The sequence below is a fragment of the Streptomyces sp. RLA123 genome, assembly GCF_056270165.1.
Genome location: NZ_JBWDOR010000003.1, coordinates 7,725,846 through 7,739,412, shown reverse-complemented (window position 1 = coordinate 7,739,412; position 13,567 = coordinate 7,725,846). Strand labels below are relative to the sequence as shown.

The window sequence follows — 13,567 nt, the reverse complement described above, 5'->3', positions numbered from 1 at the left end:
GAACTGCTGACGTCGCGTCAGCGTCCGGGGAACCGCTGCGTGGTCTCCCGCAGTTACCCAGCCATTGCCGTCCGGGTCGCTGAAGGCAAGGAGCCGTAGGAAGCACGATCGGGATGCGAGCCGTGAAGCCGTCCCTGGCCCTCGACCCGGTGGGTGATCTCTCCGGCCTCATGGCCGTGGTAGAGCAGTCCCCCCGGCGTCGTGGAACACTTCGCCCACCTCTATGCCACGGTCGACCAGATCCGCGCGGGCCTGCTCGTTGCCGGAGACGATCAGGTACAGGCCCTGGGCCGAGCCCGGCGCGGGAGAGGTGATCCGCCGGCCGAACATGATCGAGCACTCGGGACCGGGTGGCGTGAAGTGAACACAGCGCCACTCCTCGCCCACTGCCTTGTCGAGATCCAGACCGAATCCCACGGCCTCGTGGAAATCCTTGGCCCGATCGACGTCACAGACGGGCAATACGGTCACTTCGCACTCGTGCCGGTCAGACGAGCTCCAGTCCTCCGTCGATCGTGATGACCTGACCGGTGACCTGCGTCACGGCGGGATCGGCGACGCGCAGGATCCACTCCACGATGTCCTGGGGATCGGCGAGGCGGCCCGTCGGAATGCGTCCGCGCTCGTACGCGAGCATCGAGTTGACGGCCTCGGGGGCGAGTCCCGCGGCGACGAGGACGTCCGTCGTGGTGGGGCCGGGGGCGATGGCGTTCACCCGCACGCCCTCCGCGGCGACTTCGAGGGCCCAGCTCCGCGTGAGCTGCTCCATGGCGCTCTTGGTCGCGGCGTAGTGGGCTCCGCCCGCCAAGGGGCGGTGGCCGTAGGTGCTCGACACGTTGACGATGGAACCGGAGGACTCCCGCAGGTGCGGGAGTGCCGCGTGGGCGAGCATACTGGGCGCCGTCACGTTGAGCTCGAACAGCTCCGTGATCACCGAACGGTCCGTCTCCGACAGCGGCATGACGGCCGTGGCGCCCGCGTTGTTCACGAGGACGTCGAGCCGCCCCCACCGCTCCACGGCAGCGGCGACGATCGTCGCCGCGGCGCCGTCCTCGCGGATGTCGAGCGGCAGGATCGCTATCAGCGAATGCGCGCGAGCGGTCTCCTCCAGGGCTTCCTTGCGGCGCCCGACGCCGAGCACATGCGCCCCCGACTCCGCCAGGGCGATGGCGGTGGCGCGGCCGATGCCCGATCCCGCCCCCGTGACGATCGCGACCCGACCGGAGAAGTGCTGGTCCGCAGAGTTGGTCATGACTCTCCTTTATTCGATGTTCGTCGTACGTCGAACATAACAAAAAATGCCGACCCCTTCCTGTGGCCCTGAACACAGGACCGGCGGCGCCGGCCCGCCAACTCCGCTGACGGTCACGCGGAATGCCGGACCGTCACCGGCGAGGCCGCGCTCAGGCGGCCACGCCGGCCAGCTTCGACGGGTTCATCACCCACAGCAGCCGGTCGATGCCGTCGGGGGTGACGCGTACCGAGAGGACGGCGAACACGGCCCCGTCGTGGGAGAGGCGCACCGCGGGCAGTCCGTTGATGTCGGCCGGCTCCACCGTGACACCGGCCCAGAAGCGGGGGGCGAAGGCGTGGTAGTACTTGGCCACCCGCTGCCGGCCCACGACGGGGAACTTCGACGCCCGGACGACTCCTCCGCCGTCGGAGTACGAGATGACGTCCGCCGCGAACAGTTTCTCCAGCACGGCCACGTTCCCCGACTGCGCGGCCGCGACGAACGCCGTCAGGAACCGGCGGTGTTCGGCCGTCTCCACACGCGCGCGTTTCTCCGCGGCGAGATGCTTCCGCGCCCTGCTCACCAACTGCCGCGCATTGGCCTGCGTCTGGTCGATGATCTCCGCGATCTGCTGGTACGGGTAGTCGAACGCCTCCCGGAGCACATAGGCGGCACGTTCGGTCGGCGTGAGCTTTTCCAGCAGCATGAGCACCGCGACTTCCAGCGCCTCCCCGTTGACCGCCCCCAGCGCGGGGTCGCTCGTGGTGTCGACCGGCTCCGGCAGCCAGGGTCCGACATAGGTCTCACGGCGAACCCGGGCCGACTGCAACACGTTGATCGCGAGCCTCGTCACGGTCGTGGCGAGAAATGCCTGCGTGTTCTTCACCTTCGACCGGTCGTAGGTCTGCCAGCGGATCCAGGCTTCCTGGATGATGTCCTCCGCGTCACTGGCGCTGCCGAGAATGCGATAGGCAATGCCGAACATGCTGCCGCGGGCCTCACGGAATGCCTCTTCGGCCTCCTGAAGACTTCGGGAGTCATCCGCTGGATTGTTCTTCGACGGCATTCCTTGCCTATTCTCGCTGCTCGGCGCGCCGCCACCGAGGGCCGGCGGCAGCTCACCGATCCGTTCGAACCCCGCCGGGGACCGCGCCGGGCCGGCTCAGGCCCGCGCCAGCCAGTCGGTGTAGCGGGTGGGGGCGATGCGGGCGCCCGCCCCGGGGGTGAGGACGTCGCCGTGGACGGCGGCGAACATGCCGGCGGTGTCGTCGACGACGACGGAGCGCCCGTCACCGTTGGCGGCGATGGTCAGCCGGCCGATCTCGTCGAGGGAGTAGACGTCGGGGCCCGCGACGTCGAGGACACCACCGAGCGGGCTGCCGACGGCGACGTCGGCGACAGCGCCGGCGACATCCGCGGCGGCGATCGGCTGGATCGGTGTCACGGGCAGCCGGACGGTGTCGCCGTCGGTCGTCCACGACATGGTCGCCTCCATGAACTCCATGAACTGCGTCGCGCGCACGATGGAGTACGGGACCGGACCGGCCTTGAGGATCTCCTCCTGAAGCACCTTGGCCCGGTAGTAGTCGAGGTCGGGCACCTGGTCCACGCCGACGATGGAGAGGATGATGAAGTGCCGGACGCCCGCCGTCTCGCTCGCCGCGAGGAGGTTGTCCATCGACGTCCGGAAGAAGGCCGCCGAGGCCTCGTCGAAGGTCGGAGAGTTCGTCAGGTTGATCACGACGTCGGCTCCGGCCACCGCCTCGTCGAGGCCCTTGCCGGTCAGGAGGTCCACACCCGTGGACAGGGAGTGCGGGACGGCTTCGTGACCGGCCGCGTTGAGCTTCTCCACGACCTTCGAGCCGATGAGCCCAGTACCACCGACGACCGCGAGCTTCATAACACGACCCATCTTTCGATAGTGATGTCCGGTATGCCCCTACGGCACCGAAGTTACCCCCGGAGAAGTCGGCGCGCCCGGCAGCATTCGTCGACCTATTCAGGACGCTACATATCCTGGATGTTCAATGTCAAAATTATGCCGCGGCGCTGCCCTGACGGGCCGCGGAGCCTCCACCGCTCCGGCAACCTCAGGTCACCTCTCGGCGGGACGCGGCGCACGCAGATGGGTCCGCTGCGCCAGCTCCTCCTGGTCGACCAGCGTGAGCATCGGCCGGCCCGGCTCGCAGAGCATGGTGACGACGAAACGGGTCCGCGCATCCGTGAGCGCGTTGCCGTCCTGATAGTGGATGACGTCCCCGCCCGGCTCCCAGAAGGTCTCACCGACCCTGACCACGCGCTCGGGCTCGCCTTCCAGCTCGAAACGCACCGCGCCTTCGAGCACGTACCCGAAGGCGGGGCCCGTGTGGCGGTGCGGCGGAGTCCCCGGGTCCCCCGGCGGCCACTCGACGAGGATGGTCATCCCCGAGGCCCCCTCCGGGATGTGGGGCGGCGTGACGTTCTGGAGCATCGTGATCGCCGTCTGCCACGTCCCGGACTGCGCCTGCCCGCCGGCCTTGCCCGCTGAGTCCTTGTCCGACATTGCGCTGCACCTCCGTAGATCGGCCCGGATCGACCGCGTGACGTCGGAGCGCCGCCCGTCGAGCGGGAGCACCGACTGCCTCCGTCCGTTATGGCCGTACTCGTCCGTCCCAGGCTTGCATGACTGCTGTACAGGGAGGACCGGGGACACACCGTTTTTGTGACAAGTGCCGCCGACGACCGCCCACGCAGCGGCACAAGCGGCTTCGCGTGCGAGTTCCCGGACACATGAGGGCGCGATGTGTCACAGATGGTGGTCGTATCCGGTCGGTCATGTGAGGGGCTTGCGCATGCCCCTCCATGCATCGTTGCGCCGAGCACACATAGGGGATGGTGTACATGTCGTACCCGAAGCAGGTGTATTTCGGAGAGGGCGGCGAGGTCAGCGCGAATTTCCGGCCGGAGAGCAACGGACCGGATCTCGGCGAGGCCGGCAAGGACGCCATCCACTATCTGGCGACCACAGCCACCACACGAGGCGAATTCGGACTCTACCGGGTCGAGATGAGTCCGAGGGCGGGCGGTCCCAAGACGCATTTCCACCGTTCCATCTCGGAGTCGTTCTTCATTCTCGACGGGACCGTGCGCCTGTTCAACGGCGAGGAGTGGGTCGAGGCGCGGAAGGGCGACTTCCTGCACGTGCCGCAGGGCGGACTTCACGCCTACCGCAACGACTCCGACGCGCCGGCCCAGATGCTGCTGCTCTTCGCGCCGGGCGCACCGCGCGAGAAGTACTTCGAGGGGCTGTCGCATCTGGCCCACGCCACGGATGAGCAGCGCGCCAGGTTCCTCGACGAGCACGACTCGTACTTCGTGGAGTAGCCGGACCGGGAACGCCCCGCCGGAACCCGCCGGGACCCCGGCGGACGGGCGGCCGGTTCACGACCCCGCGTGCGCATGCGCATGCGAAGGACAAGCTGCCGCCGCGACACGCACGTTGCCGCGCGTCGTTCGCACGGCCGGTGCTATGACCGGGGGACGCGCAGTGTTGCGGCAGTGACGCGTGCCCCACCCCGCCCGGGCACCGCCCGGTCCGGGGAGTGACTCGCACGCCGCGCCTTGCCGCATGCGACAGGAACCGGGTGCTGGCGGGCATGAACGTCAACGTGTGGGACGTGGTCGAGCCGGTCCGGTCGCTGATCACCTCCCGCGCCGAGGTCGACGACGCGCGTCTCGCCGACCCGGACGTGCCCCTGGGCCGCGTCCTTTCCTGACACCCTCCGCGTGGGCGGGGGACGGCCGGACCACCGGCCGTCCCCCGCCCGTCGTGCTGTCCGCAGCCGGTGCGAAAGCCCTGGCCGGCGACGACGCGGTGTCACACACGGCTGGAGCGCGTGGTCGTAGTGAGTGACAACCAAGGTGATCGGAGCGGACCGTGGCACTCACTGAACAGCGCATCTCCACCATGGTGCTGGTGATCGGCACCGGTGGAGCCGGACTGCGAGCGGCGATCGAACTGGCCGAGGCCGGTGTCGACGTCCTCGCCGTCGGCAAGCGGCCCAAGGAGGACGCCCACACGGCACTCGCCGCCGGAGGCATCAACGCGGCGCTGGCCACGATGGACCCCGAGGACAGCTGGCAGCAGCACGCCGCCGACACCCTCAAGGAGAGCTATCTGCTGGCCGATCCCCGCACCGTACGGACCGTCACCCACGGTGCCGCCCTCGGCATCGACGACCTGGAGCGGTACGGCATGGCGTTCGCCAGGGAGGAGGACGGCCGGATCTCGCAGCGCTTCTTCGGCGCACACAAGTTCCGGCGCACCGCCTTCGCCGGCGACTACACCGGCCTGGAGATCCAGCGCACGCTGATCAGGCGCGCGGACCAGCTCGACATACCGGTGCTCGACGGTGTCTACATCACCCGGCTCCTGGTGCACGACGGCGCCGTCTTCGGCGCGTACGGGTTCGACGTCGGCACGGGGAAGCGCTACCTCATCCACGCCGACGCCGTCATTCTCGCGGCGGGTGGCCACACGCGGATCTGGCGTCGCACGTCCTCTCGTCGCGACGAGAACACCGGCGACTCGTTCCGCCTGGCCGTGGAGGCCGGTGCCCGCCTCCGCGACGCCGAGCTGGTGCAGTTCCACCCCTCCGGCATCATCGAACCGGAGAACGCGGCCGGGACGCTCGTCAGCGAGGCGGCGCGCGGAGAGGGCGGCATCCTCCGCAACGCGCTCGGCGAGCGCTTCATGACCCGCTACGACCCCGAACGCATGGAACTGTCCACGCGCGACCGTGTGGCACTGGCCTCCTACACGGAGATCAAGGAAGGCCGCGGGACCCCCAAGGGCGGCGTGTGGCTCGACGTCTCGCACCTGCCGCGGCAGACGATCATGACGCGGCTCCCCCGGGTCTACCAGACCCTGCTGGACCTTCAGATGCTGGACATCACCCGCGAACCCATCGAGATCGCGCCCACCGCCCACTACTCGATGGGCGGTGTCTGGGTGCGGCCCGAGGACCACAGCACGGACGTCCGCGGTCTGTACGCCATCGGCGAGGCCTCGAGCGGGCTGCACGGTGCCAACCGGCTGGGCGGAAACAGTCTCATCGAGTTGCTGGTCTTCGGGCGTCTCACGGGTCAGGCGGCCGCCGCCTACTCCCAGGCGCTGACCTCGCAGCCGCGGTCGGCGTCCGCCGTGGCGCATGCCCGTGCCGAGATCGACGGCCTTTTGGCGGCGGACGGCCCCGAGAACGTCCGCGCACTCCAGCGCGCCATCCGCAACACCATGACCGAGCACGCGGGAGTCGTCCGCGACGAACAGGGACTCCTCGCCGGGCTGGAGGAACTCTCCGCGATCGAGAAGCGGATGGCGGACGTCGGCGTCCACCCCGACATCGCCGGCTTCCAGGACCTCGCGCACGCCTTCGACATGAAGGCCGCCGCCCTGGCGGCGCGGGCCACCCTCGAATCGGCGCTCGAACGCCGCGAGACCCGCGGCTGTCACAACCGCAGCGACTACCCGCACCTGGACGCCGCCTTCCAGGTGAATCTCGTCTGGTCCCCGACCACGGGAGTCACCCGCGAGAGCATTCCGGCCATCCCGGAGGAGATCGCCTCCCTGATGGAGGACGTCTCGACCGAGGGCAAGCTCGCCGAGTGACGCCCGGCTCGCGCGGGTTCCCGCGCGAGCCCGCCGGGCACCTGTCACAGGCAGGGTTCCCGCCCGGTCTTTTCCCTAGCCACAGATTTCTCCGAGAGGATCCCCCATGAAGGTCGTCGTCATCGGCGGTACCGGGCTCATCGGCTCGAAGGTCGTCCGCAAGCTCGGCGAACACGGGCACGAAGCCGTCGCGGCCTCGCCCAACACGGGCGTCAACACACTGACGGGAGAGGGCCTCGCCGAGGCTCTCCAGGGCGCGCAGACCGTGATCGACGTCTCCAACTCGCCCTCGTTCGAGGACGAGGCCGTGATGAACTTCTTCCGCACCGCCACCACCAACCTCCTGAGGGCGGCTGCGGAGGCCGGTGTCACCCACTACGTCGCACTCTCCATCGTCGGTACGGACCGGCTCCCGGAGAACGGCTACTTCCGTGCCAAGCTGGCCCAGGAGGAGCTGATCAAGGCGTCGGGCCTCCCGTACTCCGTCGTCCACGCCACGCAGTTCTTCGAGTTCATGAACGGCATCGCGGACTCGGCGACCGAAGGTGACACGGTGCGCGTCGCTCCCGTCAAGTTCCAGCCCATCCACTCCGACGACGTGGCCGCCGCCGTCGCCCGCACAGCGGCCGGCACCCCCCTCGACGGCATGGTGGAGATCGCCGGCCCCGACACGTTCCGGTTCGACGAGCTGGTCCGCGACGTGCTTACCGCCCAGAACGACCCCCGCAAGGTCGTCGCGGACCCGCACGCCCCGTACTTCGGGTCCGAGCTGGAGGATGCCTCGCTCGTGCCCGGTGCCGGCGCGCAGCTCGCCGAGACCCGGTTCGCCGACTGGTTCGCGCAGCAGAAGTGACGTTCACGGATGGCCCCTGCCCGCCGGGAGGCAGGGGCCACCGGCATCTGGGCCGCGGCTTCACCCCGCGGCACGTGCGCGTCCCCACCGGCAGGCCCGGGCGGTGTGCCGACGGGGCGCCCACGGCACGATGGCCCCGGACCCGGCCCGCCCTGCCCGGGAACCTCGTGGAATGGCGTATTTCCGGCAGGGGTCCGCACGACGCGCTGAGCGGCGTCTACCTGATCGACCCCCTCAGGACCACGATCGGTTTCTCCGTCCGGCGCGCGATGATCGCGAACCTGCGCGGAAGGTTCACCGATTTCGAGGGGCTCCTCGCGCTCGACGGACGCCGTCCCCACCGGTCGAGGGCCTACATGAGCGTGCAGACCGGCAGCCTGAGCACGGGCATGCGCGAGCGGGACGCGCAGCTCACCGGCCCCGACTACCTCGACTCCGCGATGTTCCCCCTCATGGCGTTCCGGTCCACCGGCATCGTGCACCTCGGTGAGGACCGGTTCCGTATGTCCGGCAGCCTGCGGATCAAGGACGTCGTCCTGCCCCTGCACATCGACCTCGCATCCGGCAGGGTCGGCAGGGACGCCTACGGGACGCACCGCGTCGGCTTCCAGGGGACGGCGACGCTGCGGCGTTCCGACTGGGGACTCAACCGGAACACGTCACTGGGCGCGCGGGACCTGCTGATCGGCGACACGGTCACGCTGACCCTCGGCATCTGCGCGGTGCGACCCGAGCTGCCGGACGCCCTTTGACGAGGATCGCGGCCGCCCGCCGTGCCGGCCTGCCGCTGCGATGTGACGGCATACGACCGCTTTGACCGTTGGCCCTTCTGTTGTCATGCCCTCCTATCAACGCGCTGAGCAGCGTGATCGGGTTAGTCTGTCCGTCGTACCGGACACGGGGTGCCCCATCCAGGGCTGAGATCACACCCGTCGAACCTGAACCAGTTCGCACTGGCGGAGGGATGTCTTCCATGCCTTTGACGCATGTTCCCGGCGGTCTGCCCGCCGACAGCCGGCAGACCGTCTTCGACGGACGCATGCCGGCGGCCGCCGGCGATCTCCGCATCGAAGCGCACGGCATACGGCCGGTCCCCGAGAGCAACCGCTACGGCGGCCCGGGACGCCTGTTCACCGTGTGGTTCGCACCCAATCTCACGATGACCGGTGTGTTCACCGGCACCATCGGCATAGCCCTCGGCCTGGACTTCGCCACCGCGCTCGCCGCCGTCGTGCTCGGCACCGTGATCGGCGCGGTACCCACGGCCTACCTGGGCACCTGGGGCAGCCGGACCGGTGCGGGCCAGCTGCCGCTGGCCCGGCTCGCCTTCGGCCGGGCCGTCGCGCTGCCCGGCATCCTGCAGTGGCTGTCCTCGGTCGCCTGGGACGCGCTGATCGGGCTCTTCGGCGGTGACGCGCTGGCCCGGCTGTGCGGCCTGCCGTTCTGGCTCGGGGTCCTGGTCATGATGCTCGGGCAGGGCGCTCTCGGCGTCCTGGGCTACGAGGCCATCCACCGGCTCCAGATCGTCATGACCTTCGTGCTCGCCGCCGCGTTCGCGCTGATCGCCTGGAAGCTGCTCGACGGCGTCCACCCGGCTGCCACCGGCTCCGCCCACGGTGCGGACCGGGGCGGCGCGTTCGTCCTGACCAGCACCATCGCGCTGAGTCTGGCCCTGTCCTGGGCTCCGTACGCCAGTGACTTCAGCCGCTACCTGCCACGCGCCACCTCCCGCCCGCGCATGTTCTGGTACACCGTGACCGGCTTGGTGGTGTCCTTCGTGGCCGTCCAGGCCCTCGGGCTGTGGGGCGCGTCCGTCCTGACCGACCAGACCGCCGCGGGCGTGGCCGAACTGCTGGGCGGTGGACCGCTGGGCGCGTTCGGACTGCTCGCCGTGGCCCTGGCGGCCCTGTGCAGCAACGCCATGAACGACTACAGCGGATCCCTGGCCCTCCAGACCGTCGGAGTGCGCGTTCCGCGCCCCGTGGCGGCCGCTTTCGCCGCCGCCCTCGGTTTCCCCCTGGTGCTGTGGATGCACGCCGCGGACACCACCGCCCGCTTCCAGAACGTGCTGCTGTTCGTCGGCTACTGGATTCCCGGGTTCGTGGCAATCGTCATCGTCGACTGGCTGGCCCGGGCACGGGCACGGGAAGGCGCCGACATCGACCTCGCCGCCGAGACCGACCGTCCGCAGCCGGGCCTGCCGGCCGTGCTCGCGTTCGCCGCCGCCTTCGCCGCGGCCGTGCCGTTCATGGACACCAGCCTGTACGTCGGCCCGGTGGCGGAGTCCCTGCACGGCGCGGACCTCTCGTATTACGTGGCGTTCCTCGTGGCCCTCGCGGTGTACGCGCCGCTGCGGCTGCGCCACCGCCCGAAACGCTGAGCCGCCCGCTCGCCCGCGCCCCCTCACGAGCCGGCGCCCGAAGCGGCCGCCGACCGCGTACGCGCCATCGTCCGTCCCCCCAAGGAGCGACACCCCATGCCGCCGACTTCCGCCGCCGATCACATCGCCTTCGCCGCGCAGGCACTGACGCGTGTACGGGCCCACTCCCCGCTGGTCCATTGCCTGACCAACTCGGTGGTGACGGGGTTCACCGCCAACGTCCTGCTGGCGCTGGGCGCTTCGCCCGCCATGGTCGACATTCCCGGGGAGGCCGGTCCGTTCGCCGGGATCGCCTCGGGCGTCCTGGTCAACCTGGGCACCCCGCACGCCGAGCAGCGGTCCGCCATGGTCGAGGCCGCGCAGGCGGCCGTAGCGGCCGGCACTCCGTGGGTGCTCGACCCGGTGGCCGTCGGCGCGCTGCCGGTGCGCACCGCGCTGGCGCGAGAGCTCCTGGAACTGCGGCCGACGGTCGTACGCGGCAACGCCTCGGAGATCATCGCGCTCGCGGGAGCGGGTGGCGGCGGCCGTGGGGTGGACTCCTCCGACGGCGTCGAGGCCGCGGAGGAAGCGGCGCGGCGCCTGGCCGGTGCGACCGGCGGCGTGGTCGCCGTCTCCGGGCCCGTGGACCTCATCACCGACGGCGGGCGCACGGTCCGTATCGCCAACGGTGACGCCTTGCTGACCCGCGTGACGGGTGGTGGCTGTGCGCTGGGCGCCGTAATGGCGGCCTTCGCGGCGGTGGACGAGGACCGGTTCGCCTCGACGGTGGCCGCCGTGACCGCGTACACGGTCGCCGCCGAGCCGGCCGCGAAGGCGGCCTCCGGGCCCGGCAGCTTCGCCGTGGCCTTCCTGGACGCGCTCGCCGCGCTCCGGGAATCGGACATCACCGAGCGGGCGGCGCTGTCGTGACACCGGCCCCGGTCGATCTGTCGGTCTACCTGGTCACGGACGCGGCCCAGTGCGGGTCCCGGGGCCGCGGCGTGGCCGGGACCGTCGCCGCGGCGGTGGCGGGGGGCGTCACCGCGGTGCAGATCCGTGAGAAGCACGCGGACGGCGGGGACTTCCTGCGGACGGTCACAGAGGTGGCCGCGGTCCTCCCGGAGCACGTGGCGTTGATCGTCAACGACCGGGTGGATGTGTTCCTGGCCGCTCGCTCCGCCGGTGTGCGTGTGTCGGGCGTCCACATCGGCCAGTCGGATCTGCCTCCTGCCGCGGTCCGCGAACTGATCGGGGAGCACGCGGTTCTGGGCCTCAGCGCCGCCACCCCCGAGGAACTGCGCGCCGCCGCCCGGGATCCGGCGGGCGTCCACCACGTCGGCATCGGCGCGCTGCACGCGACCCGGACCAAGGCGGACGCTCCGCCCTCGCTCGGCCTCGACGGCTTCGCCCGCCTCGCCCGGCTCAGCACGCTGCCCGCCGTGGCCATCGGCGGCGTCACCCCGGACGACCTCCCCCGCTTGAGGGAGGCCGGGGCCGCGGGGGCGGCCGTGGTGTCCGGCATCTGCGCCGCCGAGGACCCCCGTGCCGCGGCCCGCGCGTACGCCCTCGCCTGGGGCCGCGTGCCGGCTCAGGGTTCGTCCCGCGGATCATGAGCCGAGCCAGGGCCGGACCGAGGCGCGGGCCGGCCAGTGTCCTAAAGGTGTTGACCGCCCCCGGCACGTAGTGCTGGAGTCGGCACGTGGACAGCATCTCCGCCAACCGGCGGCTCTGGAACCGGATCAGCAGCGCCTACCAGCACGAGCACGACCCGCAAATCGGCGCCACACCCCGGCTGTGGGGCATGTACTCCATCCCCGACGCGCACCTGCACGCCCTGGGCGGCGTCACCGGCAAGCGCGTCCTCGAACTCGGCTGCGGCGCCGGCCAGTGGTCCAGGGCGCTCGCCGCCGAGGGCGCCACCGTGGTCGGGCTCGACCTGTCCGAAGCCCAACTCGCCGCAGCGGCCGGGGCGATGGGAGCCGCCCGCTACCCGCTGGTGCAAGGCGCCGCCGAACGACTCCCCTTCGCCGCCGACAGCTTCGACCTGGTGTTCTGCGACTTCGGTGGGCTCAGCTGGGCGCCCCCGCATCTGGCTGTCCCGCAGGCCGCACGCGTCTTGGGCCGAGGCGGGCGCCTGGTGTTCAACGTCGCCAGCCCATGGTTCGAAGCCTGCTACGACGAAGCCGCCGGCCGCGTCACCACGACGCTGCAGCAGGACTACTTCGGGCTGAACACCATCGGCGAAGGCGACGGCGCGACCAGCTATCAGCTCACCTACGGCGACTGGGTCAAGGTCCTGCGCGGCGCGGGTCTCATCATCGACGACCTCATCGAGCCACGGCCCGAACTCGGAACAACCAACGGCTACAACGAAACCGACCCACCCGACTGGGCACACCGCTGGCCGGCGGAACTGCTCTGGGTCACCCACAAACCGTAAGTTCCGCCGCACCGAGACGTGAGGGCATCCCCTCCCCGGACAGGCCCCGGTGGTCTGCACTCGAAGTCCTTCGCTGGCTGACGTGATCGGTGTGGCTGTGCAGGGCCACTTGCAGTCTGGGCAGCGACCTTGGTCGCTGCCCAGTGCTGATGAGGGGTCGTACGGGATCGCTCCCCGCTCTCGGGGGGTCTCCCGATCCTGAGCGGTGCGCCTGCTCGGTCCCTCTGACGTCTCGTTACGCTCAATCCGGGCACCTGGTGACTGCTGCCGGGGCCCGTCGACGTGCCGGGATTCCAGGGCGCCACACGGCCACGGTCCCTCTCCGTGACTACGGGTACAGCTTCTCGCCCTTCGCCAGCATCGCTACGTACTTCTCGATCCGGCGCGCCCGGGTCTCGGCCTTCTTGGCGTCTTGGACCCGGTACAGGATCGCGTAGCGGTTCTGCCGGTCCAATGTCTCGAAGAACGCCGCCGCGGCCGGGTCCGCGGTCAGCGCCGCCGTGAGGTCGTCCGGCACCGTGGCGGTCTTCGCGCCGTCGTAGGCCGCTTCCCAGCGGCCGTCCGCCTTGGCACGGTCGACCTCGGCCTGCCCCGGCGGATGCATCCGGCCCTGCTCGATCAGGGCGGCCACCTTGTCCCGGTTGACCTTGGACCACTTGCTGCGCGGCTTGCGCGGGGTGAACCGCTGGAGCCACCACTGGTCGTCGAACGCGGCCTTCTGGCCGTCGATCCAGCCGTAGCAGAGTGCCACGTCGAGCGCCTGGGCGTAGTCCAGCGCGACGATTCCGGGGCCCTTCTTGCGAAGCTTGAGCCAGATACCGGACGAGACGGCGTGGTTCGTGCCGAGCCATGCCTGGAATGCCTCGGCGGATTCGAATGCAACGGTTTCCAAGTCCTGAGTCACCCCGGCAGCGAACCACACCCGGCCGATTGCCATGACACATTCGGACACAACCTCGGGTGCAGAATGGTGGCGTGTCCGTAGTGCCGACCGCCGCCGAGCGCCACCGGCCGAGAAGACCATCCGATGCCGA

At 70.3% G+C, this 13,567-nt stretch carries 13 protein-coding genes, 2 pseudogenes and 1 riboswitch; of the genes and pseudogenes, 9 read left to right on the top strand and 6 right to left on the bottom strand.

What is annotated here, in order from left to right:
• Nucleotides 1-17 precede the first annotated feature (17 nt).
• From RV983_RS35400 to RV983_RS35380, 5 genes and pseudogenes are all read right to left on the bottom strand, one after another.
• Nucleotides 18-471 (bottom strand): annotated as a pseudogene (locus tag RV983_RS35400) (VOC family protein).
• Between the two features lie 16 nt (nt 472-487).
• Complete coding sequence (locus RV983_RS35395) at nt 488-1,252, bottom strand: SDR family NAD(P)-dependent oxidoreductase (protein ID WP_475989802.1); 765 nt, start codon at nt 1,250-1,252, stop codon at nt 488-490.
• Between the two features lie 151 nt (nt 1,253-1,403).
• Nucleotides 1,404-2,300 carry an RNA polymerase sigma-70 factor gene (locus RV983_RS35390; protein WP_475989801.1) on the bottom strand — a complete coding sequence of 299 codons (897 nt, stop codon included), beginning with the start codon at nt 2,298-2,300 and terminating at the stop codon, nt 1,404-1,406.
• A gap of 96 nt (nt 2,301-2,396) precedes the next feature.
• Complete coding sequence (locus RV983_RS35385; protein ID WP_475990552.1) at nt 2,397-3,134, bottom strand: SDR family oxidoreductase; 738 nt, start codon at nt 3,132-3,134, stop codon at nt 2,397-2,399.
• A 195-nt stretch (nt 3,135-3,329) separates the two neighbouring features.
• Nucleotides 3,330-3,776, bottom strand: a complete 447-nt coding sequence (locus RV983_RS35380) for a cupin domain-containing protein (RefSeq protein ID WP_475989800.1) — start codon at nt 3,774-3,776, stop codon at nt 3,330-3,332.
• A 338-nt stretch (nt 3,777-4,114) separates the two neighbouring features.
• On the opposite strand from RV983_RS35380, the gene RV983_RS35375 reads away from it, so the two are divergent.
• The 9 genes and pseudogenes from RV983_RS35375 (at nt 4,115) to RV983_RS35335 (ending at nt 12,533) form a co-directional block, all read left to right on the top strand.
• Nucleotides 4,115-4,597, top strand: a complete 483-nt coding sequence (locus tag RV983_RS35375; RefSeq protein ID WP_475989799.1) for a cupin domain-containing protein — start codon at nt 4,115-4,117, stop codon at nt 4,595-4,597.
• Nucleotides 4,598-4,851: 254 nt separating this feature from the next.
• Nucleotides 4,852-4,989, top strand: a pseudogene (locus RV983_RS35370) (NAD(P)/FAD-dependent oxidoreductase); the annotation flags it as partial.
• A gap of 191 nt (nt 4,990-5,180) precedes the next feature.
• Nucleotides 5,181-6,881, top strand: coding sequence for an FAD-binding protein (locus RV983_RS35365; protein ID WP_475990551.1), 1,701 nt, complete (start codon nt 5,181-5,183; stop codon nt 6,879-6,881).
• A 106-nt stretch (nt 6,882-6,987) separates the two neighbouring features.
• A complete protein-coding gene (locus tag RV983_RS35360; protein WP_475989798.1) occupies nt 6,988-7,734 on the top strand; it encodes an SDR family oxidoreductase in 747 nt (248 codons plus the stop codon).
• Between the two features lie 167 nt (nt 7,735-7,901).
• Nucleotides 7,902-8,486 (top strand): YceI family protein, encoded by a 585-nt coding sequence (locus RV983_RS35355; protein ID WP_475989797.1) that lies wholly within the window; start codon nt 7,902-7,904, stop codon nt 8,484-8,486.
• A 136-nt stretch (nt 8,487-8,622) separates the two neighbouring features.
• A riboswitch (TPP riboswitch) is annotated at nt 8,623-8,716 on the top strand.
• Nucleotides 8,708-10,114 (top strand): purine-cytosine permease family protein, encoded by a 1,407-nt coding sequence (locus RV983_RS35350; protein ID WP_475989796.1) that lies wholly within the window; start codon nt 8,708-8,710, stop codon nt 10,112-10,114. Its footprint overlaps the riboswitch before it by 9 nt.
• Nucleotides 10,115-10,210: 96 nt before the next feature.
• Entirely contained in the window at nt 10,211-11,023 is an 813-nt protein-coding gene (gene thiM / locus RV983_RS35345) for a hydroxyethylthiazole kinase (RefSeq protein WP_475989795.1), read from the top strand.
• Complete coding sequence (gene thiE / locus RV983_RS35340) at nt 11,020-11,706, top strand: thiamine phosphate synthase (protein WP_475989794.1); 687 nt, start codon at nt 11,020-11,022, stop codon at nt 11,704-11,706. The genes thiM and thiE overlap by 4 nt, the downstream gene beginning before the upstream one ends.
• Nucleotides 11,707-11,792: 86 nt before the next feature.
• The gene (locus RV983_RS35335) at nt 11,793-12,533 is read left to right on the top strand and encodes a class I SAM-dependent methyltransferase (protein WP_475989793.1); all 741 of its coding nucleotides are present in this window, start codon (nt 11,793-11,795) and stop codon (nt 12,531-12,533) included.
• A gap of 328 nt (nt 12,534-12,861) precedes the next feature.
• Here the strand turns inward: RV983_RS35335 and RV983_RS35330 are convergent, their stop codons facing one another.
• Complete coding sequence (locus RV983_RS35330; RefSeq protein ID WP_475989792.1) at nt 12,862-13,470, bottom strand: YdeI/OmpD-associated family protein; 609 nt, start codon at nt 13,468-13,470, stop codon at nt 12,862-12,864.
• Between the last annotated feature and the right edge of the window lie 97 nt (nt 13,471-13,567).